This is a genomic window from Streptosporangium sp. NPDC000563, assembly GCF_040299985.1.
Taxonomy (GTDB): domain Bacteria; phylum Actinomycetota; class Actinomycetes; order Streptosporangiales; family Streptosporangiaceae; genus Streptosporangium.
Map to the genome: position 1 here is coordinate 57095 of NZ_JBEPDA010000030.1, position 26187 is coordinate 83281.

Below are 26187 nucleotides of genomic sequence, written 5' to 3' on the forward strand. Positions count from 1 at the left end.
CCGGTGGCGCGCCCGCGGGCCCGCCACCGGAGACGATCCAGAACCCAAGGAAGGAGGGCGCGGAGCAATGCCACAGGCCCCTTCAGAACAGGCCGGCGCGGAGCAGGCCATCGTGATGGACCAGGTGTCCAAGGCGTTCGGGCCGACCAAGGCGCTGTCGGCGGTGTCCCTCACCGTCAACCGGGGCGAGTCACGGGCGCTGATCGGCAAGAACGGGGCGGGCAAGTCCACCCTGATGTCGATCCTCACCGGCCTCACCCAGCCCGACAGCGGCTCGGTCCGGGTGCTCGCCGACGGCGACGCCACGGGAACCGCCGGCGTCGGATGCGTCTACCAGCGCAGCACGCTGGTCCCCGCCGCCACCGCCGCGGAGAACATCGCCCTGGCCAGGTTCCCCCGCTCTCGGGCAGGTTTCATCCGCTGGTCCGAGGTGCAGCGGCAGGCCACCGAGCTGCTCGCCGAATGGGAGTACGCGCACCTGGCCGACACCCCGGTCGAACAGCTGGAGCCGCTGGAAAGGAAGGTCGTCGAGATCTGCCGGGTGCTCTCCCAGGGCCCGCGGGTGCTGCTCTTGGACGAACCCACCGCCGGTCTGGACCGAGGCGCCTCGCAGCGCCTGTTCCACCACATCGAGAAGGCCCGCGCCCGGGGCGTGACGATCATCTACGTTTCCCACCACCTGCACGAGGTCTTCGAGGTGTGCGACTCGGTCACCGTGCTGCGCGACGGCTGGACGGTGCTGACCGAGCGGCTCTCCCGGATGACCGTGCCCGACCTGGTGGACGCGATGGTCGGCGAGGCGGCGGCCGGTGCGGGCGACGGCCCGCACGCGGCCAGGGCCGAACCGACCCTGCCGCCCGTCCTGGTCGCCTCCGGCGTCACCGCACCCAAGGTGAGCGACGTGGATCTGGCCCTGCGGCCGGGCGAGTGCGTCGGCCTGACCGGCCTGGACGGCGCCGGGCACATGCAACTGGCCGAGGTGCTCACCGGCCAGCGCCCGGCCGAGTCGGGCGCCGTCACCCTGGACGGCAGGCCGCTGCCGCTCGGCGACATCAGCGGCTGCATCCAGGCCGGCATCGGCTTCACCCCGGAGGACCGGCACATCAGCGGCTACGTGCCCGGGCTGAGCGTGGCCGAGAACGCGACCCTGAACATCATGCCGCGATTCGTCAACAGGTTCCGGCTGATCAACGGCAGGAAGCGGGACGAGTTCTACTCGCGGCTGGCCGGGGAGTGGCACATCAAGGCCTACGGCGCCACCCAGCCGACCGAGGAACTCAGCGGCGGCAACCAGCAGAAGGTCGTGCTGGCCCGCTCGGTGGCCGCCGATCCCAAGGTGCTGGTCCTGGTCAACCCCACCGCCGGGGTGGACGTGTCCGCCAAAAAGTCGATCTACGACACCATCGAGGAGCTCCGCGCGGACGGACGGGCCGTGCTGATCGTGAGCTCCGACGACGCGGACCTGGAGATCTGCGACCGCATCGTCGTCATGGTCCACGGGGAGGTGTCGACGGAACTGCGGCACCCCTTCACCGAAGGCATGATCGCCGCGGCCGTGCAGGGTGACGGCACCGCCGAGCCGGACCGGCGGCCGTCTGGAGAGGAAGATTCACAGTGAGTGCACTATCCCCGAAGAAACCGGCGCCGGAGTCGGTGGCCGCCGCGCCGTCGTCGCCGTCGTCACCTTCGCCGCCGGCCACCCGGCGGGCGCGCAGGTCCGTCGACCCCGTCGTGCTCACCCTGCTGCCCATCATCATCCTGGCGGTGATCGTGGGCGCCGTGGTGAGCCCCGCCTTCCTCACCACCACCAACATCATCGACAACATCATCACCACCTCGGCCGTGCTCGGCGTGCTGGTGATCGCGGAGAGCCTCATCCTGATCGGCGGCTACTTCGACCTGTCCCTTGAGGCCACCGTGGGTTTCGCGCCGATGCTGCTGGCCGTGCTGGTCTCCGGCGTGGCCGACAGCGGGTTCGGGCTGCCGTTCTGGGCGGGCCTGCTGATCATGATCCCGGCGGTGTTGCTGATCGGCCTGGCCAACGGGCTGATGATCGCCAAGCTGAGGCTCAACGCGTTCATCGTGACCCTGGCCATGCTGATCCTGCTGCAGGGACTGACCATCGGCCTGTCCGGAGGACAGACCTACGCGATGCTGCCCGATGCCATGACCTACCTGGGCGACGGCGTCATCCTGGGCCTGCCCGTGCAGGCGTGGATCTTCGTGCTCGCCTTCGCCGGCGCGTACGTGTTCATGAAGCTCACCCCGACCGGCCGGAGCATCTACGCGATGGGCGGCAACCTGGAGGCGGCGAGGGCCGCCGGGATCAAGACCACCCGGCTCACCATCGGCGTGATCGTGGCGGGCAGCCTGCTGGCCGCCCTGGCCGGGCTGATGCTGACCGGCAGGATCGCCTCGGTGACCGCCAACCAGGGCAACGGCCTCATCTTCACCGTGTTCGCCGCCGCCGTCATCGGCGGGATCAGCCTCAACGGCGGCCGGGGCAACCTGATCGGCGCCGCTCTGGGCGTGATCCTGCTCGGCGTCATCCAGAACATCCTCACGCTCTCCAACGTGCCGTCGTTCTGGATCAACGCCGCGTACGGGGCGATCATCCTGGCCGCGCTGCTGGTCGGCTGGGTCTCCACCCAGCGCTTCTCGGGCCGAAGGACACCGGCATGAGCGCCGGACAGTGGCCTGCCGGCACCATGCCCGCCCTGGTCTTCACCGCCCCGGGGGTCCTCTCCGTGGAACGGGTGCCCGTGCCGGAGCCGGCCGCGGGCGAGGTCCTGGTACGGGTGGCCTACCTCGGGATCTGCGGGACCGACGTGCACCTGCTCGACGGCAGCAGCGCGTACGTGTCGAGCGGGCTGACCCACTTCCCGATCAGGTTCGGCCACGAGTGGGCCGGCGAGGTCGTCGCGGTCGGGCCCTCGGTCCCCGCCGACCTGGTCGGCGAGCGGGTGGTGGGTGAGCCGTTCCTGTCCTGTGGTCAGTGCCTGACCTGCCGCGGTGGCCACTACAACCTCTGCCCGGACCGGTACGAGCTGGGTGTGCGCGGGGCGGTGCCCGGCGCGGCGGCCCGCTACCTGCGGATTCCGGCCGCCAACGTGCACGTGGTGCCCGCCGGGGTGGAGAGCGCGCACGCGCTGCTGGCCGAGCCACTGGTGACCGTGCTCAGCGCCTTCGAGGAGGCCGCCGCCCAGCCGGGCGAGCCCGTCGCCGTGCTGGGCACCGGCACCCTCGGCCTGCTCGCGGTGCAGGTGGCCGCCGCCATGCGCAGCCCGGTGGACGTCATCGGCATCGACCCCGAAGGGCTGAAGATGGCGCTCCGGCTCGGCGCCCGGGCGGCCTGGACGCCGCAGGACGCGCCGAGCGACGCCTACCAGGTGGTGATCGAGGCCACCGGGTCCGCCGCGATCGGCCCGGCGCTGACCAGGGTCGCCGGCATCGCCGGGCGCGTGCTCCAGGTCGGCATCCCGGGCCGTCCGGTGGACGGGGTGGACCTGGCGGCCTTCGTCACCAAGGGCCTGCGCCTGTCCGGTGTGCTCGGCGGCGTCGACCTGATGCCCCGGGCACTGCACCTGATCGCCGACGGCGCGGTTTCCCCCACCGCGCTCATCGAGCGGGTGTTCCCGGTGGCCGGGGCGCGCGAGGCGTTCGACCGGATGCGGGAGGCCGGCCGGGCCCGGCCCAAGCTCGTCATCGATCTGTCGGAACTCCAGGGGGAGGAACCCGGATGAGTGAGAAGACCACCGTCGGCTGGATCGGCGCGGGACGGATGGGATCGGCGATGGTCCGCCGGCTGCTGCTCGCCGGTCACCCGGTGACCGTCTGGAACCGCACACCGGCCAAGGCCGAGCCACTGCGCGAGGCGGGGGCGCGGCTCGCCGCGGAGCCGGGGGAGACGGCGACCGCCCAGGTGACCGTCACCAGCCTGGCCGCCTCCGCGGACCTGGAGGACGTGGCGCTCGCGCTGCTGGCCGCCGAGCACCGCCCGTCGGTGCTGGTGGACACCTCCACCGTGTCGGTGGAATCCTCCCGCCGGGTGCGGGAGGCGGCGGCCGAGGCGGGGGTGCCGTTCCTGTCCGCGCCGGTCAGCGGCAACCCGTCGGCCATCGAGGCGGGCACCGCGTCGTTCGTCTGCTCGGGCTCGCCGGAGGCCTACGACCGGGCGCGGGGGGTGCTGGAGGCGATCGGGCGGGCCGCCACCTACGCGGGCGCGGGCGACGAGTCCCGGCTGCTGAAGATCTGCCACAACCTGCTGCTCGCCATCACCACCCAGGGCCTGGCCGAGGTCGTCGTGCTCTGCGAGCGACTCGGCGTCGACCGGGGCACGCTGATGGAGTTCCTCAACGAGAGCGTGGTCGGCTCGGCGTTCACCCGCTACAAGACCGAGGCCGTCCGCACGATGGACCTCACCCCCACCTTCACCTCCCGGCTGCTGCTCAAGGACGTCGACCTCGGCCTGGCCGAGGCGACCGCCGGGCAGGTGCCGTTGCCGCTCGTCGCCATGGTGCGCACGCTGCTGGTCGCCGCCCTCGCGCAGGGGCACGGCGAGGAGGACTTCCTGTCGCTGCTGGCCGTGCAGGAGAAAGCGGCCGGAAAAGGAGTAACCGCATGACCTTGGACCCGAACGCCATCGGCGCGCCCGGCCACATGGGCGTGGACTTCGAGACCCGGGTGGACTTCACCCGGCTCCGCGACTACCGGCTGGCCCGCGCCCGCGCCGCGCTGGAGGCCTCCGACCTCGGCGCGATGCTCGTCTTCGACGTCAACAACATCCGCTACCTGACCGGTTCGGTGATCGGCGAGTGGTCGCGGGACAAGATGACCAGGTACGCCCTGCTGATCCGGGGCCGCGAACCCATCCTGTGGGACTTCGGCTCGGCCGCCAAGCACCACAAGCTGTACGCGCCGTGGCTGCTGCCGGACAACTGCCGGGCCGGCATGGTCGGCCTGCGCGGCGCGGTCGCCCCCGAGGTCGGCCTGTTCACCCGCGCCGTTCAGGAGATCAAGGACCTGCTGGTGGAGGCGGGTCAGCAGGACGCGCCGGTCGGCGTGGACATCGCCGAGCCGCCGCTGCTGTTCGCCATGCAGCAGGCCGGCCTGACCATGGCCGACTGCCAGCAGGTGATGCTGGAGGCCAGGCAGATCAAGAACATCGACGAGATCCTGCTGCTGAACCAGTCCGCGGCCATGGTGGACGGCGCCTACCAGCGCATCGCCGAAGCGCTCAAGCCGGGCATCCGGGAGAACGACCTGGTGGCGATGGCCAACGCCTACCTGTACGAGATGGGCTCCGACGACGTCGAGGCGATCAACGCGGTCTCCGGCGAGCGCTGCAACCCGCACCCGCACAACTTCACCGACCGCATCATCCGGCCGGGCGACACCTGCTTCTTCGACATCATCCAGTCCTACAACGGCTACCGGACCTGCTACTACCGCACGCTCAACGTCGGCTCCTCGACCCCGGCCCAGCGGGACGCCTACACCAAGGCCAGGGAGTGGATCGACGCCGCGATCGAGCTGGTCAAACCCGGCACCTGGACCGACGAGATCGCCCGCGCCTGGCCGAGGGCGCAGGACTTCGGCTTCGCCTCCGAGATGGACGCCTTCGGCCTCCAGTTCGGGCACGGCCTCGGGCTCGGCCTGCACGAGCGGCCGATCATCTCACGCCTCAACTCGATCGAGCACCCGGTCCAGATCGAGGAGGGCATGGTCTTCGCGCTGGAGACCTACTGCCCGGCGAGCGACGGCAGGTCCGCCGCCCGCATCGAGGAGGAGGTCGTGGTGACCCGCGAGGGCGCGAAGGTCATCACCCTCTTCCCCGCGCAGGACCTCTTCGTCGCCAACCCGTACTGACGGACCGGTTAGGAGTCAAACCCCATGCCCCACCCCGACCTGCTGGCCACCTGCTGGACCACCGCGGGAGACGCCGTCCCGCTGCCCGGCCGAGACGCCAGCCCCATCCCTCTGCCGGTACGGATCGAGCAGGCGGCCCGCGCGGGTTTCGCCGGCTTCGGGCTGATGCACGTCGACCTGGAGGAGTTCCTCCGCACCTCCGACCTGCCGACGCTGCGGCGGATCCTCGACGACAACGGCATCCGCCACCTGGAGCTGGAGTTCCTGACCGACTGGTGGCTGGACGAGGAGGAGAGGGCCGAGTCCGACCGCGTCCTGGACCTGCTGGTGAAGGCGAGCGAGGCCCTCGGCCCGCACCACGTCAAGATCGGCCCGGACATCACCGGCGGCCCGTACGACCTGGAACGTTCCGCCGCCGGGTTCCATCGGGTGAGCGAGGCGTTCGCCCAGGCCGGGACCGCCGTGGCGCTGGAGTTCATGCCGTTCTCCAACATCGACACCCTGGCCAGGGCGGTCGAGCTGGTGACCACCGCCGGACACCCGGCCGGAGGTCTCATGCTCGACCTGTGGCACGTCGAGCGCGGGGCCGCCACCTTCGAGGAGCTGGCCCGCCTGCCGATCGACCTGATCAAGGGCGTCGAGCTGGACGACGGGGCCGCCGAGCAGATCGGCGACGGCTACACCGACACCGTGCTGCGGCGGCGCCTCTGCGGCCAGGGTGACTTCCGGGTCACCGAGTTCATCGGCCTGCTGCGGGGCCTCGGCTGGAGCGGGCCGTGGGGTGTGGAGATCCTCTCCGAGACCTACCGGGTGCGCCCGCTGGAGTCCGCGCTGCCGGAGGCGTACACGACGGCGGCCCGGCAGTTCGAGCTGGTCGAAGGAGCCTGAGCCATGCCACTCACCGACAAGATCTCCATCGTCACCGGCGCCGCCAGCGGTATCGGCGCGGCCACCGCCGAGCGGTTCGCCGCCGAGGGCGCCGTCGTCTACGCCGCCGACATCGCCGCGCGGCCCAGGGACGAGGGGAGCACCCACCACCGCAGGCTGGACGTCGCCGACCTGGACTCCTGGGCCGCCCTCGTCGCCGAGATCACCGACCGGCACGGCCGCGTCGACGTCCTGTTCAACTGCGCCGGGTTCGTCGGCTCCTACGACTCGCTGACCGAGATCGACCTGGACGACTGGCACCGCATCGTGGCCGTCAACCAGACCGGCGTCTTCTACGGCATGCGCTCGGTGATCCCGGCGATGCGGCAGGCCGGGGGCGGGGCGATCGTCAACATGTCCTCGGCATGGGGGCTGATCGGCTCGGCGGGGGTCGCCGCGTACCAGGCGGCCAAGGGGGCCGTCACGGTGATGACCAAGAACGCCGCCATGTCCTACGCCGCCGACGGCATCCGGGTGAACTCGGTCCACCCCGGGCTCATCACCACGCCGATGACCGACGCCCAGGATCCGGAGATCTCCGCCGACCTGGTAAAGCAGACGCCGCTCGGCCGGGCCGGCCGGGCCGACGAGGTCGCCGCCGCCGTCCTGTTCCTCGCCTCCGACGAGGCGTCCTTCATCACCGGGGCGCAACTCGTCGTCGACGGCGGCCTGATCGTGCACTGAGCCATGACGATCTCAGAAACCTCGCGCAGGGCCGTGGTGGTCCACCGGTCGGACGGCGGCCTGACGGTCAGCTGCAACCTGCTGCCCGTCCCGCCCATGGAGGACGCCGCCCTGCGGGTCCGTCCCGAGTACGTCGGCATCTGCGGCTCCGACCTGGAGCAGCTCTCCGGCGGGATGGACCCCGGCTTCGAGGTCCGCTTCCCGCACGTGCTCGGCCACGAATGGTCCGGCGTGGTCGTCGAGGCCGGCCCCGCCACCTCCCGGTTCCGCCCGGGGGACCGGGTGATCGGGCACGGCGCGCTCGGCGGCAACATCTGGTTCGGGGTGTCCACCGACGGCGCGATGGCCGACACCTTCCTGGTCCCCGAGGCGATGTGCTTCGCCGTCCCGCCCGCCGTCTCCTCGCTGCGCGCCGCCCTGGTCGAGCCGCTCGCCTGCTGCCTGCAGGCGCTGCGCACGGCGGGCGGGGCCGACGCCGGTCACACCGTGGCCGTCTTCGGGTGCGGTGCCATCGGCCTGTCCATGGTCGGCCTGGCCCGCACTCTCGGCGCGCGGGTGGTGGCCGTGGACCGCAGCCCGTACCGGCTGGACCTGGCCGCGCGGCTGGGCGCCGACCACCGCGTCGAGGCCGCCCCCGGTGTGGACGTGGCCGCCGCCGTCCTGGACGTGCTCGGCCCGCGCGGCGCCGACCTGGTCGTGGAGGGGTCGGGCGCCCCCGCCGCGCAGGCCGCCGCCTTGGACGTCACCGCCCAGGACGCCAGGGTGCTGTTCATGGGCCTGGCGCACCGGCGCTCCGAGCAGGTGTCGCTGCACCAGATCCAGAACCGCAACCTGCGGTTGTCGTCCTCCACCGGCGCGCCGCCGCAGATCTGGGAGCCCACGCTCCGGCTGCTCGACCGTACCGGCCTGGACCTGTCACCCATGGTCTCCGACGTGTTCGCCTTCGAGGACTGCGCCGCCGCCGTCGCGGCCGCCGGCGACGCGGGCGGCCACGCCAAGGTCATGCTCAGCCCGGACGGAGGTGGGCACCGGTGAGCCCGCTCTTCACACCGCTCACCCTGCGCGGCCTGACCTTCCCCAACCGCGTCTGGATCTCCCCGATGTGCCAGTACGCCGCCGAGGACGGCCTCGTGTCCGACTGGCACCTGGTCCACCTGGGCGGTCTGGCCACCGGCGGGGCCGGGTTGATCGTGGCCGAGTCCACCGGGGTCACCCCCGAGGGCCGGATCAGCCCGTACTGCGCGGGCATCTACAGCGACGAGCAGACCGAGGCGTGGGCGCGGATCGTCCGGTTCGTCCACCAGCAGGGCACGCTCATCGGCCTCCAGCTCGCGCACGCCGGACGCAAGGCGTCCACCTCCGCGCCATGGACCGGCGAGCGCCGGGTGCCCTACGCCGACGGCGGCTGGCCGACCGTCGGGCCCTCGCCGGTCCCGTACGGGGACCTGCCCGCCCCCAGGGAGATGACCGAGAAGGACCTGGCGGCGGTGAGGGACGCCTTCGCCGCCGGAGCGGAACGCGCCCTGCGCGCCGGTTTCGACGTGGTCGAACTCCACGCCGCGCACGGCTACCTGCTGCACGAGTTCCTCTCCCCGCTGACCAACCGGCGCACCGACCGCTACGGCGGTTCGCTGGAGAACCGGATGCGCTACCCCCTGGAGGTCGTCGCCGCCGTCCGCGAGGCGTGGCCGCACGACCGCCCGCTACTGGTGCGCATCTCGGTCACCGACTGGGCGCCCGGCGGCTGGGATCCACCGTCCTCGGTCGAGCTGGCCAGGCGACTCGCCGCGCTCGGCGTGGACCTGGTGGACTGCTCCTCCGGCGGGCTGCTCCCCGACGCCGCCATCCCGGCCGACGGCACCTACCAGACCGACCTGTCCGAGACGATCCGCTCGGGCGCGGGCGTACGCACCGCCGCCGTCGGCCGGATCGCCGACCCCCGGCAGGCCGAGGAAGTGCTCGCCACCGGCCAGGCCGACGCCGTGTTCATCGGCCGGGCCGCGCTTCGCAACCCGCGCTGGCCGCTGGCCGCCGCAGGGCAGGTCGGCGCCGACCTGCCCTGGCCGGTCCGGTACGAGCGAGCCAAACCCCGCCCCACTCCCGTGGAGAACCCGTGAAAATCAAATCCGAACTGTTCATCGGCGGCGAATGGGTCCTCGGGACCGACACGCTGCCGGTCCTGGATCCCGCGCTGGGCGAGCCGATCACCGAGGTCGCCGTGGCGGGCGAGCGCGAATGCGCCCAGGCGGTCGACGCGGCCGCCGCCGCCCTCGCACCGTGGGCCGCCCGTGCCCCCAGGGAGCGCGCCGAGATCCTGCGCCGCGCGTACGAGCTGATGACGGCGGAGGCCGACGACATCGCCCGGCTCATCGTCAGGGAGAACGGCAAGGTGCTGGCCGACGCCAAGGCCGAGGTCGTCTACGCCGCCGAGTTCTTCCGCTGGTTCGCCGAGGAGGCCGTCCGGGTCACCGGCGACTACCGGCTGGCCCCCGGCGGTGACAAGCGCATCATCGTCACCCACCAGCCGATCGGGGTGTCGCTGCTCATCACGCCGTGGAACTTCCCGGCCGCGATGGCGACCCGCAAGATCGGCCCGGCGCTGGCGGCGGGCTGCTCGGTGGTGCTCAAGCCCGCCACCGAGACGCCGCTCACCGCGCTGGCCGTGGCCGACGTACTGGCCCGCGCGGGGGTCCCCGACGGTGTGGTCAACGTGGTGGTCGCCGCGCCCACCGCGCAACGGGTCAGGGAGATGCTGCACGACCCCCGGGTCGTCAACCTCTCCTTCACCGGATCCACCGAGGTCGGCCGGGTCCTCCTGCACGAGGCCGCGGACCAGGTGGTGCGCACCTCGATGGAACTGGGCGGCAACGCGCCGTTCCTGGTGCTGGCCGACGCCGACGTCCAGGCGGCGGTGGAGGGCGCGATGATCGCCAAGCTCCGCAACGGCGGCGCGGCGTGCACCGCGGCCAACCGCTTCTACGTCCACCGCGCCGTCGCCGAGGAGTTCACCGCCGCGTTCGCCCACGCGATGGCCGGACTGAAGGTGGGCTCCGGGCTCGACCCCGCCAACCACATCGGCTCCCTGGTCTCCACGACCGAACGCGGCAAGGTCGCCGAACTGGTCGACCAGGCGGTCGGTGCCGGCGCACGCCCGGTCACCGGCGGGGCCGTCCTGGACGGGCCCGGGGCGTTCTACCCGCCCACCGTGCTGGCCGGCATCGAGCCGGACGCCGCCATCCTCGATGTGGAGATCTTCGGACCGGTCGCCCCCATCGTCGTGTTCGACTCCGACGAAGAGGCGGTGACCAGGGCCAACGCCACACCGTACGGGCTGATCAGCTACGTCTACACCGGCGACCTGCGCCGAGGGCTCCGGGTCGCGGAACAGCTCGACGCCGGCATGGTCGCCCTCAACCGGGGCGTGCTCTCCGACCCCGCGGCGCCGTTCGGCGGCGTCAAGCAGAGCGGGCTCGGCAGGGAGGGCGGGTTCGACGGGATCCACGAGTTCCTGGAGACCAAGTACATCGCCGCCGACATCTGAACCATACGAAACGGAGTACTCATGCAAACCCACCTCGCGGGACGTAAAGTCCTGATCACCGGTGGCGCGTCCGGCATCGGCGCGGCGACCGTCCGCGCGATGCTCGCCGAAGGCGCCGACGTGGTCGCGGCCGACCACGACGCCGCCCTGCTCGACCAACTGGAGACCGACACCAAGGATCTGACCGGCACGCTGCGCTCGGTCCGCGCCGACCTGTCCACCCTGGACGGCTGTGAGAACGCCGTCACCGGCGCGCTCGACCACCTGGGCGGCCTGGACATCCTCGTCAACAACGTCGGCACCGGCAACGTCCGCACCTTCGAGCAACTCACCGACGACGAGTGGCTGCAGACCATGAACCTCAACTTCATGAGCTACGTCCGGATCAGCCGCGCCGCCCTGCCCCACCTGCGGGCCTCCCGGAACTCACCGGCCATCGTCAACAACGCCTCCGACCTGGCCCGCCAGCCGGAGACCCAGCCCATCGACTACGCCGCCTCCAAGGCCGCCGTCCTCGCCGTCACCAAGGGCCTGTCTCGCGCGGAAGGCCCCCACATCCGGATCAACGCCGTCGCCCCCGGCCCCATCTGGACCCCCTTCTGGACCAAGCCCGGCGGCTTCGCCGACAACCTCGCCATCCTGCACGGCAAGGAGCCCATGGCCGCGGTCGAACACGAGATGCGACTCCGTCAACTGCCGCTGGCCCGCCTCGGCACTCCCGAAGAGGTCGCCAACGTCGTCCTCTTCCTGGCCAGCCCGCTGGCCGCCTTCGTCACCGGCGCCGTCTGGGGCGTGGACGGCGGAAGCATCCGCGCCCTCTACTAACCTCCGCGACCACACCGTCTCCGTGGCCGGGCGCCGCCCTTCTCGTCCCGTCCGGCCACGAGAGGCACCGGCCCGTACGTCATCGGCTTCAGCCGCTCAGCAGCTTGCGGAGCAGTTCGGCGAACTCGGTGGGGTGCGTGCTGAGTCCCGTGTGCCCGCCGGGGAAGTGAACGAGCTCCGTGCCGAACCGCTCGGCCAGGAAGGCGGCGGGACGGTAGGGCAGTTCGCCGCGTGAGTCTGCTCCGCCCGCGAGCACGAGCCGGTCCGACAGGGCCGCCAGGCGATCCACATCCGGGGTGTATGCCATGAAACTCGGCACGACGCGTCCGAGGAAGTAGGGCATGTTCGCCATCGTCCGCTCGGCTCGCGCGGCGGCCCGCGGTGGCAGCTCGACGGCCTTCTCGGCGGCGACGGGCCCCTCGTCGTCCGGCCGCCGCAGGCCCGCCGCGAACTCGGCCACCGCGGGCATCAACCCGTCTCGGCGGAAGGTCTCCTGGACGCGGGCGAGCAGTGCGCGGTGCTCGGCGGCGTCCGGCAACACCTCCACCACCGGCGGCTCGTGCGCGACCACGCGTTCGATCCGCTCGTAGTGGGCGCAGAGCAGATGCAGCGCGACGATCGCCCCCGAACTGCAGCCGACCACGCGGACGGGTGCGTCCGGAGACAGCAGATCCAGCAGCCGGAACGCGTCGTCGGCATGCTGATCGACCCGTTGAACGACCTGTGGGTCGTCCAGCGGGCTGCGGGACAGGCCGCGTGGGTCGTAGGAGACGACCGTGTGATCGCCGGCCAGCTCGTCGGCGATGCCGTCGTAGGAGGCCGCGTCGCCGGCGCCGCCGGGGATCAGCAGCAGGAGGGGGCCGCTTCCGCGCACCTCGTAGTGCAAGGTGGCACCGTCCACGCGCAGGCGTCCGATGGTCGGGGTGGTCAACGGGGGTCTCCTTCGCCGGGTGAGGGCCAGCGCTCCAGGAGCGCGTGCAGGGCGTCCAGGCAGCGGGCCCAGGAACTCTCCGCCGGGCGCGCGTGCGCGAACCCGCCGGCTGCCTCCAGGCTGACGAAGCCGTGGAGCGTGCTGCGCACCAGCCGGACCGCGTCGGTCAGGTCGGGCTCGTCCAGCGCGTAGGCGCGCAGCATGCTGTAGGTCAGTTCGACCGCGCGACGCGGTCCGGGCGCTCGGAGCGCGAGCTCGGGATCGATCTGTATCGGGATCTGCGTCGCCGCGTACCGGCCCGGGTGGTCATGGGCGTACGCCCGCCAGGCGTTCGCGAACGCCACCAGCGCGTCCCTACCGGCCCGCCCGGCGGTGGCCTCGGCGATACCGATGGTCTTCTCGTCCGCCGCCAGCAGCGCGATCCGCCCGCGCAGGTCCTCCAGGCCGCGCACGTGCACATACAGGCTCGCGTCCTTCACCCCGAGCCGCCGCGCCACCGCCGACATGGTCACGTGGTCGATCCCGACCTCGTCCGCCAGCTCGGCACCCGCGAGCGTCACCCGGTCCGCCGTCAACCCGGCCCGCGCCATGCATCCACCCCCAGCGCCTTATGGTTCATAGGCTTAACCTAACATGCCTAGGATATTCCTTGGGTTTGAAGGTGAGCGGATATGTCGTCATAAAGGTCCGTGCCTTCGCCGCCCCGACCACCGGCGAGGGCGCGGGCCGCATCGCCTTCCCGCCGTCGGCCCCGCGCTACGGGCGACGCCTCCGCGGCGACCGACACCACTCGTGCCGCCTCCGGCGGTCCCGCCGGAGGCGGTGAGGACGCGCCACGCGACGGCGGTCCCCTCAAGCTCGACCATCAGGCCGGGGAGCGCCAGCCGCGTCACCCCGAGCATCGTGGTGGTCGGCGCCACCCCGATGACGCCCAGCCGTGACGCCAGCACGCCGTAGTGCTCGAAGAGCCGATCGACGTCGGTGGTGTAGACGTTGAGCCGGACGAGGTTCGCGAGGGACATGCCGGCCTCGGCGAGCACGGCCTGAAGGTTGTCGAGGCTCAGCGCCAACTGCGCCGCCATGTCGTCGGCGTGCTGGGGCTCGCCCTCGTCGCTCATCGCGGTCTGCCCGGAGCAGTACAGGGTCCGGGTGGGTCACTCGCCCCCTCCCTGCCCCGCCACGCGGTATGCGAGAACGTGCTCGCATGCCTGAGCCTTCAAGCTCCGGTCGACTGACCGTGCAGGAATCGCGGCACACGATGGCCTGCGCACCCCCAGCCGCATCCATGATCGAGGTCGAGCCTGTGTCCGGGCACCGGGGTATGCGCGGATCCGCGGCGTGGGTTATTTCTCCTGGGGGGCCGGACGGAGTACCCGGCGCACGGCGCCGCGCAGCCACTGGTGGGCCCCGTCGGCGGTGTGGCGCGGGTGCCAGGCCATGCCGATCGTCAGTGGTGGCAACGGCAGCGGGATTTCCAGCAGGCGTAGTCCCAGCGCGTGCGCCGCGTCGCTGAGTGGCGAAGGGGGCTCGCCCGGCAGCGCGGCCGGCACCAGGCAGACCACGTCGCCGACTGCCGCCAGCACCATCGCCGCCAGATGTCCGGGCAGGACGGCGCTGACCCGCCGGCTGAGTCCTTGCTCGGCCAAGGCCGCGTCCAGCGGGCCGGTGAAGCGTCCACGGCGGCTGACCGCCACGTGCTCGGCCGAGGCCAACCTGGTGGGCGTCAGGGTTCCTTCGGTGAGCGGGTGCCCGGTTCTGACACCGACCGCCATCCTCAGCGTGACCAGCTCTTCGACCCGGGTCTCCGGGGCGACGTGGTCGATGGCCCCGATCTCCAGATCGATCCGGCCCTCGCGCAGCGCGGGGCCCGCCTCCCACTCCTCGGCCAGCACCCGCAGCGAGACGCCCGGCGCCCGGCGCCGGGCAAGCCCGAGCAGGCCCGGGGCCAGTGCCGCACCGACCAGGTCCGAGACCTGGACGGTGAAGGTGCGCCGCAGCGCGGCGGGGTCGACCCCGCCGCTCGGAGTGAGCAGTGCCTCCAACCGGCGCACCACCGCGGCGGCCTCGCCCCGCAGTGCCTCGGCGCGGGGTGTGGGCACCATCGCCTGTCCTGCCCGTACCAGCAGCGGGTCCTGGAGCACCCGGCGCAGCCGGGCCAGGGTGCGGCTCATCGCCGCCGGGGAGGTGCGCATCCGCGCGGCGGCACGGGTGACGCTCTGCTCGGTCAGTAGGGCGTCGAGGGCGACGGCGAGGTTGGCGTCGAGGTTCGGGGCTGGGCTGCTCACCGGCATAATTCCGTTTCGGGCAATGATCGGATGCTGAAGTTCCCATTGTGACAATGCGGCTCGGGTCTGCACGATCAAGGGACCGTACCGATCCGACACAGACCGCGAGGTTTTCATGATCGTCATTACCGCCCCCACCGGGAACATCGGCCGACGGCTGCTGTCGCTGCTGGTCGAGGCCGCGCCCGCACGCGGAGAGGCGTTGCGCGTCGTGGTCCGCGATCCTGCCCGGCTTCCCGAGTCCGTACGCGGACAGGTCGAGGTGGTCACCGGCTCGCACGGCGACGCCGCGACCGTCGAGCGCGCCTTCACCGGGGCCGACGCCGTTTTCTGGCTGGTGCCGCCAGCCGCCTCGGCCACGCCCGACGAGGCGTACAGCGGCTTCACCCGCCCGGCCGCGCGGGCGTTCGCCGCCCACGGTGTCGGCCATGTCGTCGGCGTCTCGGCACTCGGCCGCGGCACCCCGCAGGCCGCCCAGGCCGGGCTGGTCACCGCCTCCCTGGCCATGGACGACCTGATCGCCGACTCCGGCGTCGCCTACCGCGCCCTGGCCAACCCGTCCTTCTTCGAGAACCTGCTGGAGGAGGCTGACTCGATCCGCGAGAACGGCGTCTTCACCGACACCGTCGCCGCAGACCGCCCGGCCCCGCTGGTGGCCGTCGCCGACATCGCCGCGACGGCGGCCGGGCTGCTGCTGGACCGCTCCTGGACCGGCGTCGGCAGTGTCCCGGTGCTCGGCCCGCAGAACCTGTCACCCAACGACCTGGCCCGCATCATGACCGAAGAGCTGGGTCGTCCGGTCCGCTACCGGCGCCAGCCGCTCGACGAGCTGCGGTCCACCCTGCTCGGCTACGGCCTCAACGAGGCGTTCGTCGAGGGCATGGTCGACATGAAACGCGCCAAGGACCAGGGCCTGGACTCAGGCGTCGACCGCTCGCCGCAGGCGGGCCCGGCCACCGGATTCGCACAGTGGTGCGCGCAGACTCTCAAGCCCGCCGTTCTCGCCACACCGGAGGCAGTCGATGCCCGCTGACCGAACCAAGCCGCCGGTCACCGCGTTCATTCTGGTCAAGACCACGCCCGAGTGGCTGGCGATGACCGTGGCCGAACGCGTCAAGGCCTTCACCACCCAAGTCGTCCCGGTTATCGAGGCCCGCACCCGCGGTGTCCGCTCCCGCTTCTACGACACCGAGTTCTACTCGGCACGGGTCACCGACATCTGGGTCTGGGAGGCAGATGACCACGACGCCTACCGGCTGCTCATCGACGCGTTGCGCGAAACCCCCTTCTGGGACCGCTACTTCGACGTCGTGGACCTGCTTGTGGGTACCGAGAACGGCTACGCCCGCACCTACGATCTGGAACCGGCGGCCACCCTCGCCACCTGACGCTTCTCCCTGACCGGCCGGTGCTTCCGCAGGGCGGTGGCACCGGCCATCGGTTCAGCTGGGCAGACGGCAACGTGGCCCCACGTTGTCGCTCGCCAGTAGATCCGACAACGAGACCGCGATGCAGGCGATTCCCGAGATCACTCCTCCGTCGGCATGCCAGCGTGATCCGTGGAGGGTGTGGCCAGGCTGGGCAGGCGCAGCACGAACCGTGCGCCACGGGAGCCGTCTTCGATGGTGGGGTCACCGTAGTCTTGGCCGAAAATCCAACGAACCCGCTCCTGACCTGCGATAAAGTTGCATGCCGCTGACCGGCTGGTCTCGCTGGTGCTCCTGCTGCGGCAGCACGGCCGGCTGTCCGCGACCGCGCTCGCCCGCGAGCTGGAGGTCTCCACCCGCACCGTGCTGCGCGACATCGAGGCGCTGTCCGCAGCCGGCGTCCCGGTCTACGCGGAACGCGGCCGGCACGGCGGTTTCGCGTTGTTGCCCGGTTTCCGGACCGAACTCACCGGACTGACCCCTGACGAGGCCCTCGCCCTCCTGATCGCCGGATCACGGCGCGGCGCGCAGACATTCGGCCTCGGCTCGGCGCTCGCCTCGGCGATGCTCAAGGTGGTCGACGCGCTACCGGAAAGCTATCGGGACACCGCGGCCGACGCGGCCGAGCGATTGCTCATCGACCCGGAGGCCGACCTTCTCTCACGTCGCCTGGTCACCGAGGAGGCGCCCGACGCGACAGTGGCCGAAGTCCTGCGCGCGGTGCTCTCCGGACACCGGCTGCGCATCCACTACGCCGCCGGGGACCAGAGCCCGACGTGGCGCACGGTGGACCCGATCGGCCTGGTCACCGTACGCGATCGGGGTTACCTGCCGGCCACCAGGTCCGGCGCGGACCGCACCTACCGGCTGTCCCGGATCCTGGCCGCCGAGGAACTTCCCGAACCCGCACAGCGACCGGACCGGGTCGATCTGGACCGGGCCTGGCAGGAACGCAGCACCCGGTTTCGGACCGGCGGCGACCAGGTCACCGTGCTGGTGCGGGTGGACCCCGAGCGGCGGGAGGAACTGGTCGGCACCGCACTGGCCGTCCGCGCAGAAGAGGCCGAATCGGACGGCCGGCTGCGGATGGAGGTGACCTTCCAGGATCCGAGGCACGCCGAATGGGCGCTGTGGCAGCTCGGCACGAACGCGGAGGCCCTGGCCCCGCAGTGGTTGCGCGACCGTTTGCACGACCGGGCCGCCGCGACCGCCACCCGCTACGGGGCGCCCTCCTGAGAGCCCTCGCCTTCCGTGGTCCGCGCCCGCCTGATTCCGGCCGCTCACTTCGGCAAGGTGAGGATCTCGGCTCCGTCGTCGGTGATGGCGATCGTGTGCTCACTGTGTGCGGTACGGCAGCCTGTCGCGCTCCTGAGCGTCCACCCGTCGGCGTCGGTGACGAGTTTGGCGGTGTCGGCCATGACCCACGGTTCGAGTGCGAGCATCAGCCCCGGGCGCAGCCGGTATCCACGGCCGGGCCGCCCGGTGTTCGAGATGTGCGGCTCCTGGTGCATCGTCGATCCGATGCCGTGACCTCCGAACTCGGTGTTGATCGGATATCCCGCCTCGCTGAGGACCGAGCCGATGGCGTGGGAGATGTCGCCGATGCGCGCTCCGGGCCCGGCGGCCGCGATGCCCGCGTTCAACGCGCGTTCGGTCGCGCTGATCATCGCGACGCTCTCCGGGGGGTTGGAGCCGCCCACGATGAAGCTGATGGCGGAGTCCGCGGCGACTCCGTTCTTGGAGACGGCGAGGTCGAGTGAGAGCAGGTCGCCGTCGGCAAGGGTGTAGTCGTACGGCAGCCCGTGCAGCACCGCGTCGTTGACGGACGTGCAGATGTAGTGGCCGAACGGCCCGCGGCCGAAGGAGGGCTCGTAGTCGACGTAGCAGGACCGTGCTCCGGCCTCGACGATCATGTCCCGGGTCCATCGATCGATGTCCAGGAGATTCGTGCCCACTGCGCTGCGGCTCTTCAGCGTCTGCAAGATGTGAGCGACCAGGGCACCGGTCTCCTTCGCTCGGGCCAGGTCCGGGGGGTTCAGGATCTCGATCATGCGATGCCCTTCTCATGCAACCAATAACTATCCCGGCAATATTATCCCGATGTCCAGGTCCGTGCGGTTCAACAGGTTGAGGCTCGGCCCCGCGGGACGGCTCCGCGCGGAGATCTCACCGAGGAGGAAGAGGCGCGAGAGGCCGGCGCCCGCCGTTCTCCGGTCCGGTCGACCTGCCGCTCAGCCGTGTTGCGCCGCTCGAAGAGAGCCGGTTCACGGCCGGCCAGGTGGCCACCCCGGGCGCCGCGCAAATCCCTCCGCTCTCCGGCTCGCGCAGGCCCTAGAATCGAAGCCATGGTCAGGTTGCCGCTCACACCCGCGGAGGTCGAGCGCGGACAGCGCCTCGGCGCCCTGTTGCGTCGCGCCAGGGGAGAGCGCTCGATGCTCGACACCGCACTGGATGCGGGCGTGTCGCCGGAGACTCTCCGGAAGATCGAGTCAGGCCGCGTGGCGACACCCGCCTTCCCGACCATCGCGGCGATCGCCGATGTCCTCGGTCTTTCCCTCGACGAGGTGTGGGCAGAGATCAACCAGCCTGACGACGGGGTCCACCCCACAAGGTCAGGCCGCAACGCGCGCGAGCGATTGGCCTCATAAGTCCCAGGCCCGCAGCCGCCTTCTCCGACTCGATCAACCGGCCGCCTGAGATCCGATCAACACGACACGCCGGCCCACGAAAAGTGACGATTACGGCGTGGTGCCCCCTTGCCGTCGGTGACTTTCCTGGCCGACGTCATGTCGTAATGTGCGGCAAATTCCGCGAAACCTCCGGGAACCAGACACTCGATGCCACCGACTACCTGAGGGTGGGCGATCGATCGCCCTTTTGTCGACGGTTGTCACCTGCCCGGAGTGTTCGTGTCCAGATCGCGCCTCGTCACCATCCTCGTCGCCTCGATCATGCTGATCGGCGCGTGCGCCTCCGATCCCTCCGATACCGGCGAGAAAACCCCCGCCGCCCCTGTGCTGCGCATCGGCCTGAGTGAGGAGTCCGGCGCCCTGGACCCCCACGCCTTCACCGGTAACTTCCTGCTCCTCGACGCGATCTACGAGCCGCTTGTCACCTACACCGAGGGCGGCAAGCCGGCACCGGGGCTCGCGGAGTCGTGGACCGTCGCCGAGGACGGCCGGCAGGTCACCTTCGACCTGCGTGACGGCGTCCGCTTCACCGACGGGACCCCGCTCGACTCCGCCGCCGTCAAGTGGAACTTCGACCGGTGGGTGGGCAACAAGAAGTTCACCTTCTTCCGGGCCTCGCAGGTCATCTCCGCGGTGGACACCCCCGACTCCGACACCGTCCGGCTGACGCTGTCGGAACCGTACGAGCCGCTGCTGCAGGAGATGTCGATCGTGCGGCCGGTGCGGCTGCTCAGCCCGAAGTCCGCCACCGGCGGCGAGTTCACCACCCCCGTCGGCACCGGGCCGTGGAAGCTGGTGTCGAACTCCGCCACCGGCGCGACACTGGCACGCAACGACGACCACTGGGGGACCAAGCCACAGCTGGAGCGGCTGGAGTTCAAGGTCATCCCCGATTCCCAGGCGCGCGTCGACGCGCTCGCCAACGGCGAGATCGACCTCATCGGCGGCTCCTACCTGGCCCCGATCACACCGCTGGAGGCCAAATCGCTGAGCGAGCGCGGCGACGTCACCCTGCTCACCGGCGCGTCGGACGTCTCGATCATGCTCGGGTTCAACCCCGGCGGCCCGGCCGGTGACCGGGCCGTCCGCGAGGCGGTGCGTCAGGCCATCGACACCACCTCCCTGGTCGGCGCACTGTTCCAGGGCTATGGCGAGCCGGCACGGCGGGTGTTCCCGCCGAATGTGCCCGACTCGGGCACCGACCTGCCGCCGTACTTCGACCAGGCCGGCGCCCGCGCCACGCTGGACGCCGCCGGATACGCGCTTGAGGGCGACAGCCGGGTCAAGAACGGCAAGAAGCTCTCCCTCAAACTGCTCGTCCCGGCCAAACCGGCCGCGGGCCAACTCGACCCCCGCACGATGGCCGAGGCGATCGCCGGCTCCCTCAAGACGGTCGGGATCACCGTCGAGATCTCCCCGGTCGACGCCGCCGCGTACTACGACGAGCGGGCGGAGGGCACCTACGACCTGACCTTCTTCGAAGGGCTCGGCGCGCCGTACGACCCCTCCAGTTCGATCGTGTCCCTGTTCACCTCCGGAGCGCGCGCCCCCCTCTGGGCGACCCCGGCCACCGAGAAGGCGGTCGACAAGGCGCTGTTCGCCCGCGACCCCGCCGCCCGCAGCGCGGCCTACCAGGAGCTCTACGACGCGGTCGCCGCCGACGCCGGTTTCGTGCCGCTGGCCTACCGGCCACGGATGTGGGCCGCCCGCGCCGCGGTGAAGGGCTTCACGATGCCCCCCACAGACGTCGATCTGGAACTCACCGGAGTCACCGTCGAATGAGGTCACGCGGACGGCTCGTCACCGCGGGCGGTTACCTCCTGCGGTGGGCCGTCGACGTCTTCGGCGTGCTGCTCGCGATGTCGCTCGGCGTCTTCGCGCTGGTCCTGCTCGCCCGTGGTGACGCCGCGGCGATGCTCGCGGCGACCCGTGCCGGTCGGCCGGCCACGCCCGAGCAGATCGAGGCCGTCCGCGTCGAGCTCGGCCTCGACGATCCCGCGGCGGTGCGCTACCTGAGGTGGCTCGCCGACGTGTGCACCGGCGACTTCGGATTGTCGTTGCGGACGAACACGCCGGTCGGCCCCGAGGTCGCCGACCGGCTGGGCGTCACGCTGGGGCTGGTGGCCGGCTCCACCGTGGTCGCCCTCGTGATCGGGGTGAGCGTCGGCGTCGCGGGGGCGGTGCTCCGGCGTGGCCTGTTGCGCGGAACCCTGCGACTCGCGGCGCTGCTCATCACCTCGGTGCCGGCGTTCTGGCTGAGTTACCTGCTGGTGTTGGTCCTGGCCCTGCGTCTGCGCGTGGTTCCGACGTCGGGGATGGCGGGTTTCTCGACGTGGGTGATGCCGATGGCGGTGCTCGGGCTGCCGGTCGCCGGTGTGCTCAGCCGGGTGGTGGCCGTCACGCTGCGCGAGGCCCTGGACCGGCCGTACGTGCGCGCGGCGCAGGCCAGGGGGAGCGGACCGCTGTCGATCGTGCTGCGAGACGGCCTGCCGAATGCAGCCGGGCCGATCCTGTCGGTCGCCGGGTTCGGCATCGGGAGTCTGCTGGTGGGTGCCGTCGTGGTGGAGCAGATCTTCGGCTGGCCCGGTATCGGGGCCTACTTCGTGCACGCGGCCGGGGCCAGGGACGTTCCGGCGCTGCAGGCCGGCACGCTCGTCATGGGAGGTGGCTTCATCCTGGCCAACCGCTGCGCCGATGTCCTGCAGGGGCTCATCGACCCCCGCTCCCGGCGAGACCGGATCCCCCCGGGAAAGAGCCCTTCCGGGCGGGGCAGGCCGCTCCGGGAGCGGGTCGGCGGGTTCACCGCCCGGTCGCGACGGGGGACGACGTGACCGGCCGGCGGGGCGGCAGGGCGTGGACGCGTACGGCACTGGTCGCGACGCCCTTGATCCTCTTCGCGGTCGTCGGAGTGCTGGCGCCGGTCATCGCCCCGGCCGATCCCACCGTGGGCGACCTGACCGCGGGACTGCTGCCGCCGTCGCCGGAGCACCCGCTCGGCACCGACCAGCTCGGCCGTGACCAGCTCAGCCGGATGCTCTACGGTGCCCGGATCTCCCTCACGGTCACCGCGGCCGTGCTGGCGATCGCGCTGACGGCCGGCACCGCGATCGGCGCCCTCGCCGGTTACCTGGGCGGATGGGTCGACCGGTTCGTCTCCCGGGTGATCGACGTCGTCGTCTCGCTGCCAGGGATGCTGGTGGCGCTCGCGGTGATCGGTGTGCGGGGACCCGGGGTGGAGAACCTCGTCCTCGCGCTCTCGCTGTGGTCGTGGGCGCCGTACGCCCGGATCGCGCGTGCCCGCGTCGCCGGCATGCGAAGCAGCCCTCATCTGGACGCCCTGCGCCTGCTGGGCGCGGGACGCGGGCGCATCATCGGTAAGCACCTGCTGCCCCCGGCGCTCGCACCCTGCCTGGTCTACGCCAGCACGGACGTCGGCATGATCGTCCTCAGTGTCGCCACCCTGAGCTTCCTCGGCCTGGGGGTCGCCCCGCCGCACGCCGAGTGGGGCCAGATGCTCATCGAAGGGCGGCCGTTCCTGGACTCGGCGTGGTGGCTGGCGTACCCGCCCGGCGTCGCCATCACGGCCGTGGTGTTCGCCGCCAACCTGCTCGGTGAGCGACTGGCGGCAGGTGAGGAACGGCCGTCGATCCTGCGCCTGGTCCGTCCACGGTGGAGTCTCCCGGCGCGGGCCCCACGGCCCGCCCACGCGGCCGCGACCACGAAGGAACCTGTGGCGCCCACCCCGCCGGAGGCGGCGCGGGATTCCTCCGAGCACGACGCGGTACTGCGCGTGCGGGACCTGTCCGTCTCCTACCCGGACGGCGGCGGGCGCCGCCGCGTCGTCGCCGGGATGTCCTACGAGGTGCGGCGCGGGCGGATCCTCGCCCTCGTCGGCGAGAGCGGAAGCGGCAAGACCACGGCCGCGCTCGCCCCCTTCGGCCTGCTGGACCCGAACGCGGCGGTCACCGGATCGGCGGTGCTGGGCACCGGTGCCGGCGCCCGTCAGCTGGTGGACCTCTCCCCGGGCGAACGGCGCCGGATCAACGGGCATCGGGTGGGCGTCGTCTTCCAGGACAGCGCCTCCGTACTCAACCCGTTGCGGACGATCGGCGCGCACGTCGACGAGGCGGTCCGCAACACCGGCCGGGGCGGCCACCGCGCCGTGACCCGCCGGGTCACCGAGGAACTGTTGCGCCTGGCCGGTCTGCCGGACCCGGCGAAGGTCGCCCGCGAGTTTCCCCACCAGCTGTCCGGCGGGATGCGCCAGCGGGCACAGATCGCCATCGCCCTCGCGGGCGAGCCGGAGTTGCTCGTCGCCGACGAACCCACCTCGGCCCTCGACGTGACCGTGCAGGCGCAGTTGCTCGTGCTGCTGGCGCGTCTGCGTGACGAGCTGGGCATGGCCATGGTCGTCGTCAGCCACGACCTGGCGGTCGTGTCGCGCCTGGCCGACAGCGTGGCCGTCGTGTACGGCGGCCGGATCGTGGAGTCGGGCCCGCTCGCCACGGTGATCACCGATCCCGACCACCCCTACACGCGTGGCCTGCTGGACGCCGTACCACGGCCCGGGGCCGCACCGGGCACCCGGTTTCGCACCATGCCAGGCCGGGCGGGCGCCGGCCCGGACGAGACCGAGGGATGTGGGTTCGCGTCCCGCTGCCCGCTCGTGGCGACGGCCTGTGTGTCCGAACCGCCGGCCCTGGAGGCCCCGGTCCCAGGCGCGCCGCCTCGCGTCGACGCACACCGGTCGGCCTGCCTGCGCCACCCCAGCCGCCCCGCGGAGGCGGGAGAGAGGAGCACCGGCCCGTGTTAGAGATCGTCGGGGTGAGCGCGGGCTACGGTGGCCGGGAGCGCGGCCGGGACGTCACGGCGGTGATCGAGGACGTCACGCTGCGCGTGGCGGCGGGTGAGATCGTCGGACTGGTCGGCGAGTCGGGCTGCGGCAAGACGACGCTGGCGCGGGTCGTGACCGGGCTGCACCGGCCCAGCGCGGGAGCGGTACGCGTCGCGGAAGTGGACGTGCACGCGCTCCGTGGCCGGGCCCTGCGGGCACATCGGCGACAGGTCCAGATGGTCTTCCAGGACCCCTGCCTCACGCTCAGCCCGCGGCAGACGGTACGCCAGGCCCTCGCCGAGCCGCTGCACATCCACCGGATCGGCGACACCCGGTCCCGGTCCACGCGGGTGAGCGAGCTGATGGACCTCGTCGGGCTCGACCCTCAGGTCGGCGATCGCCGTCCCGGTCAGCTGTCGGGAGGGCAGCAGCAGCGCGTGGCGATCGCCCGGGCACTGGCTCTGGAGCCGCGCCTGCTGATCTGCGACGAGCCGGTCACCGCGCTCGACGTGTCGGTCCAGGCGACGGTGCTCAACCTGTTGTGCGATCTGCGCGACCGGCTCGAGTTCGGCTGCCTGTTCATCACCCACGACCTCGCCGTCATCTCCCAGCTCGCGGACCGCGTCGCCGTCATGCGGCACGGCCGGATCGTCGAGCAGGGCCCGACCGGGGACGTCACCACCCGCCCGCGCCACCCCTACACCCGCACCCTGCTCGCGGCCACTCCCACCATGGACATCGAGACCAAGGCGCGATCGGTATGACACCCACCGACCGGGAGGCATCGGGCTCTCCCGCGCGATCCGGCGTCCGCTCGTTCACCGGCACGCAGCTCGCCCTGTTCGGGAGCGGGTTCCTCGTCAATCTCATCAGCTTCTCCGTGTACCCCTACCTGGCGATCCTGCTCCGCGACCGAATGGCCCTCGGCATGGATCAGGTGGGCCTCATCCTCGGGGTGGCGACGTTCGTGCAGTTCGCCGGAGGGGTGCCCGGCGCGGCCCTCGCCGAACGGATCGGACTTCAGAGGAGCCTGGTGATCGCGATGGTTCTGCAGACCATCGCGTCGCTGGGGTTCCTCGCCGGCGGCACCTGGCCGGCGGTGACGGTCGCCGCGCTGTTCCTGCGATCGGCGGCCACCGGGCTCTACTCACCCAGCGTCCGGGGTTACACCGTGCACGGTGCGAGTCCCGGCGACCGGCCGCGGCTGATGTCCGCGAGCTACGCCACGGGCAACGTCGGCATCGCGGTCGGGCCGGTGGTGGGGGCGCTGTTCATTCACGACCCGGGCGGGATGTTCGTCGCCGCCACGGTGCTGCACGCGGCGATGGCGATCGGGCACGCCCTCCTGCCGCGAGAGCGGCGGGAAGAGGGCGAGGTGATCGAGCCACTGCGCCGGGCACTGGCCAGCCTCGCGGTCCTGCCGTTCGTCGTGACCGCCATGACCCTCTATCTGTACATGCACTTCTACCAGTTCCTGTCGTCCTACGCCGAGGGCAGGCTGCCCACCGTGTTCTACGGTGCGGCGATGATGGGCTACTCGCTGGTGCTGGCCGTACTGCAACCGCTCCTCACGCGACGGGTCGAGCGGATGCGCTACACCCACGCGATGGCGGTCGGTTTCTGCTGCCTCGCCGTCGGCATGATCGCGTTCACCGGCGGGAACGCGATAACGGTCGCCGCCGGGATCCTCGTCATCGGTGTGGGCAACTCGGTGCTCTTCCTCAAGAACGTCCTTGAGATGCTCAGCCGTACGAAGCGGTCACCGGCGGTCGTCTTCGGTCACCAGCGGCTGGCCGAAGGAGTCGGCGCGTCCTTGAGTGGCCTCGTCGGCGGGAGCCTCTACCAGCTGTTCGAGAGCGCGGGGCATCTTCCCGGATTCTGGCCGGCCATCGCCGCCCAGTGCCTGCTCCTTCCGGTGATCCTGCTGCTCGCGTGCCGTCGGCTCGGGCGCCCCGTGTCCGAGCCTTCATGACGAACCCGGCGGACGTGGGCCGGCACCTGACGGCCGATTGCGGGGTGGCCTCACTTCACGTCGGGGCTCTCCTGTTCACGCTCCCGCGGACCGTCGCCTGAGTACGACCGGCGCAGCCCGTCCAGCAGGAGGGTGATGACACCGTCGGCCTCGGCCCGCCAATGGGGGCGGTCGTGGGCCGCGCCGATGCCGTGCAGTGCCAT

At 71.6% G+C, this 26187-nt stretch carries 24 protein-coding genes and 1 pseudogene; 20 read left to right on the plus strand and 5 right to left on the minus strand.

Annotated features, from left to right (window positions below; translation table 11 throughout):
• The first annotated feature begins 67 nt into the window (after positions 1-67).
• From ABT352_RS36725 to ABT352_RS36775, 11 genes are read left to right on the plus strand one after another with little or no spacing between them, the layout of a single operon-like run.
• Positions 68-1618 (plus strand): sugar ABC transporter ATP-binding protein, encoded by a 1551-nt coding sequence (locus tag ABT352_RS36725; protein WP_350949646.1) that lies wholly within the window; start codon positions 68-70, stop codon positions 1616-1618.
• Positions 1615-2682, plus strand: a complete 1068-nt coding sequence (locus ABT352_RS36730; protein WP_350949647.1) for an ABC transporter permease — start codon at positions 1615-1617, stop codon at positions 2680-2682. Before ABT352_RS36725 ends, ABT352_RS36730 begins: the two co-directional genes overlap by 4 nt.
• Positions 2679-3743 carry a zinc-dependent alcohol dehydrogenase gene (locus ABT352_RS36735; protein WP_350949648.1) on the plus strand — a complete coding sequence of 355 codons (1065 nt, stop codon included), beginning with the start codon at positions 2679-2681 and terminating at the stop codon, positions 3741-3743. The genes ABT352_RS36730 and ABT352_RS36735 overlap by 4 nt, the downstream gene beginning before the upstream one ends.
• Positions 3740-4624, plus strand: a complete 885-nt coding sequence (locus ABT352_RS36740) for an NAD(P)-dependent oxidoreductase (protein ID WP_350949649.1) — start codon at positions 3740-3742, stop codon at positions 4622-4624. The genes ABT352_RS36735 and ABT352_RS36740 overlap by 4 nt, the downstream gene beginning before the upstream one ends.
• Complete coding sequence (locus tag ABT352_RS36745) at positions 4621-5868, plus strand: M24 family metallopeptidase (protein WP_350949650.1); 1248 nt, start codon at positions 4621-4623, stop codon at positions 5866-5868. The genes ABT352_RS36740 and ABT352_RS36745 overlap by 4 nt, the downstream gene beginning before the upstream one ends.
• A 24-nt stretch (positions 5869-5892) precedes the next feature.
• On the plus strand, positions 5893-6756 hold the full coding sequence (locus ABT352_RS36750) for a sugar phosphate isomerase/epimerase family protein (RefSeq protein ID WP_350949651.1): 864 nt from the start codon (positions 5893-5895) through the stop codon (positions 6754-6756).
• Positions 6757-6759: 3 nt separating this feature from the next.
• Positions 6760-7479 (plus strand): SDR family NAD(P)-dependent oxidoreductase, encoded by a 720-nt coding sequence (locus ABT352_RS36755; RefSeq protein WP_350949652.1) that lies wholly within the window; start codon positions 6760-6762, stop codon positions 7477-7479.
• Between the two features lie 3 nt (positions 7480-7482).
• The gene (locus ABT352_RS36760; protein ID WP_350949653.1) at positions 7483-8514 is read left to right on the plus strand and encodes a zinc-dependent alcohol dehydrogenase; all 1032 of its coding nucleotides are present in this window, start codon (positions 7483-7485) and stop codon (positions 8512-8514) included.
• Entirely contained in the window at positions 8511-9596 is a 1086-nt protein-coding gene (locus ABT352_RS36765) for an NADH:flavin oxidoreductase/NADH oxidase (RefSeq protein WP_350949654.1), read from the plus strand. The genes ABT352_RS36760 and ABT352_RS36765 overlap by 4 nt, the downstream gene beginning before the upstream one ends.
• Positions 9593-11020, plus strand: a complete 1428-nt coding sequence (locus ABT352_RS36770) for an NAD-dependent succinate-semialdehyde dehydrogenase (RefSeq protein ID WP_350949655.1) — start codon at positions 9593-9595, stop codon at positions 11018-11020. The genes ABT352_RS36765 and ABT352_RS36770 overlap by 4 nt, the downstream gene beginning before the upstream one ends.
• 21 nt (positions 11021-11041) lie before the next feature.
• Positions 11042-11845, plus strand: a complete 804-nt coding sequence (locus ABT352_RS36775) for an SDR family NAD(P)-dependent oxidoreductase (RefSeq protein WP_350949656.1) — start codon at positions 11042-11044, stop codon at positions 11843-11845.
• A gap of 88 nt (positions 11846-11933) precedes the next feature.
• Here the strand turns inward: ABT352_RS36775 and ABT352_RS36780 are convergent, their stop codons facing one another.
• The 4 genes and pseudogenes from ABT352_RS36780 to ABT352_RS36795 form a co-directional block, all read right to left on the minus strand.
• A complete protein-coding gene (locus ABT352_RS36780; RefSeq protein ID WP_350949657.1) occupies positions 11934-12776 on the minus strand; it encodes an alpha/beta fold hydrolase in 843 nt (280 codons plus the stop codon).
• Positions 12773-13366, minus strand: coding sequence for a TetR/AcrR family transcriptional regulator (locus tag ABT352_RS36785; protein WP_350949658.1), 594 nt, complete (start codon positions 13364-13366; stop codon positions 12773-12775). Before ABT352_RS36785 ends, ABT352_RS36780 begins: the two co-directional genes overlap by 4 nt.
• A 246-nt stretch (positions 13367-13612) precedes the next feature.
• Positions 13613-13918, minus strand: a pseudogene (locus tag ABT352_RS36790) (RidA family protein); the annotation flags it as partial.
• 201 nt (positions 13919-14119) lie between these two features.
• Positions 14120-15061 (minus strand): LysR family transcriptional regulator, encoded by a 942-nt coding sequence (locus tag ABT352_RS36795; protein WP_350949659.1) that lies wholly within the window; start codon positions 15059-15061, stop codon positions 14120-14122.
• A gap of 115 nt (positions 15062-15176) precedes the next feature.
• On the opposite strand from ABT352_RS36795, the gene ABT352_RS36800 reads away from it, so the two are divergent.
• From ABT352_RS36800 to ABT352_RS36810, 3 genes are all read left to right on the plus strand, one after another.
• On the plus strand, positions 15177-16094 hold the full coding sequence (locus ABT352_RS36800; RefSeq protein ID WP_350949660.1) for an NAD(P)H-binding protein: 918 nt from the start codon (positions 15177-15179) through the stop codon (positions 16092-16094).
• Complete coding sequence (locus ABT352_RS36805) at positions 16084-16449, plus strand: darcynin family protein (protein ID WP_350949661.1); 366 nt, start codon at positions 16084-16086, stop codon at positions 16447-16449. The genes ABT352_RS36800 and ABT352_RS36805 overlap by 11 nt, the downstream gene beginning before the upstream one ends.
• 297 nt (positions 16450-16746) lie before the next feature.
• Positions 16747-17724, plus strand: a complete 978-nt coding sequence (locus ABT352_RS36810) for a helix-turn-helix transcriptional regulator (RefSeq protein ID WP_350949662.1) — start codon at positions 16747-16749, stop codon at positions 17722-17724.
• 44 nt (positions 17725-17768) lie between these two features.
• Here ABT352_RS36810 and map read toward each other — a convergent pair whose 3' ends face one another.
• Positions 17769-18539 (minus strand): type I methionyl aminopeptidase, encoded by a 771-nt coding sequence (gene map, locus ABT352_RS36815; RefSeq protein ID WP_350949663.1) that lies wholly within the window; start codon positions 18537-18539, stop codon positions 17769-17771.
• A 294-nt stretch (positions 18540-18833) separates the two neighbouring features.
• On the opposite strand from map, the gene ABT352_RS36820 reads away from it, so the two are divergent.
• The 6 genes from ABT352_RS36820 to ABT352_RS36845 all read left to right on the plus strand — a co-directional run bounded on the left by ABT352_RS36820 (position 18834) and on the right by ABT352_RS36845 (position 25984).
• Complete coding sequence (locus tag ABT352_RS36820; RefSeq protein ID WP_350949664.1) at positions 18834-19136, plus strand: helix-turn-helix transcriptional regulator; 303 nt, start codon at positions 18834-18836, stop codon at positions 19134-19136.
• Between the two features lie 261 nt (positions 19137-19397).
• Positions 19398-20960: an ABC transporter substrate-binding protein gene (locus ABT352_RS36825; protein ID WP_350949665.1), complete on the plus strand. Its 1563-nt coding sequence runs from the start codon at positions 19398-19400 to the stop codon at positions 20958-20960.
• Positions 20957-22009 (plus strand): ABC transporter permease, encoded by a 1053-nt coding sequence (locus ABT352_RS36830; protein WP_350949666.1) that lies wholly within the window; start codon positions 20957-20959, stop codon positions 22007-22009. Before ABT352_RS36825 ends, ABT352_RS36830 begins: the two co-directional genes overlap by 4 nt.
• Positions 22006-23991 (plus strand): dipeptide/oligopeptide/nickel ABC transporter permease/ATP-binding protein, encoded by a 1986-nt coding sequence (locus ABT352_RS36835; RefSeq protein WP_350949667.1) that lies wholly within the window; start codon positions 22006-22008, stop codon positions 23989-23991. Before ABT352_RS36830 ends, ABT352_RS36835 begins: the two co-directional genes overlap by 4 nt.
• Positions 23985-24776, plus strand: coding sequence for an ABC transporter ATP-binding protein (locus ABT352_RS36840; RefSeq protein WP_350949668.1), 792 nt, complete (start codon positions 23985-23987; stop codon positions 24774-24776). Before ABT352_RS36835 ends, ABT352_RS36840 begins: the two co-directional genes overlap by 7 nt.
• Positions 24773-25984, plus strand: coding sequence for an MFS transporter (locus tag ABT352_RS36845; protein ID WP_350949669.1), 1212 nt, complete (start codon positions 24773-24775; stop codon positions 25982-25984). The genes ABT352_RS36840 and ABT352_RS36845 overlap by 4 nt, the downstream gene beginning before the upstream one ends.
• The last annotated feature ends 203 nt before the right edge of the window (positions 25985-26187 follow it).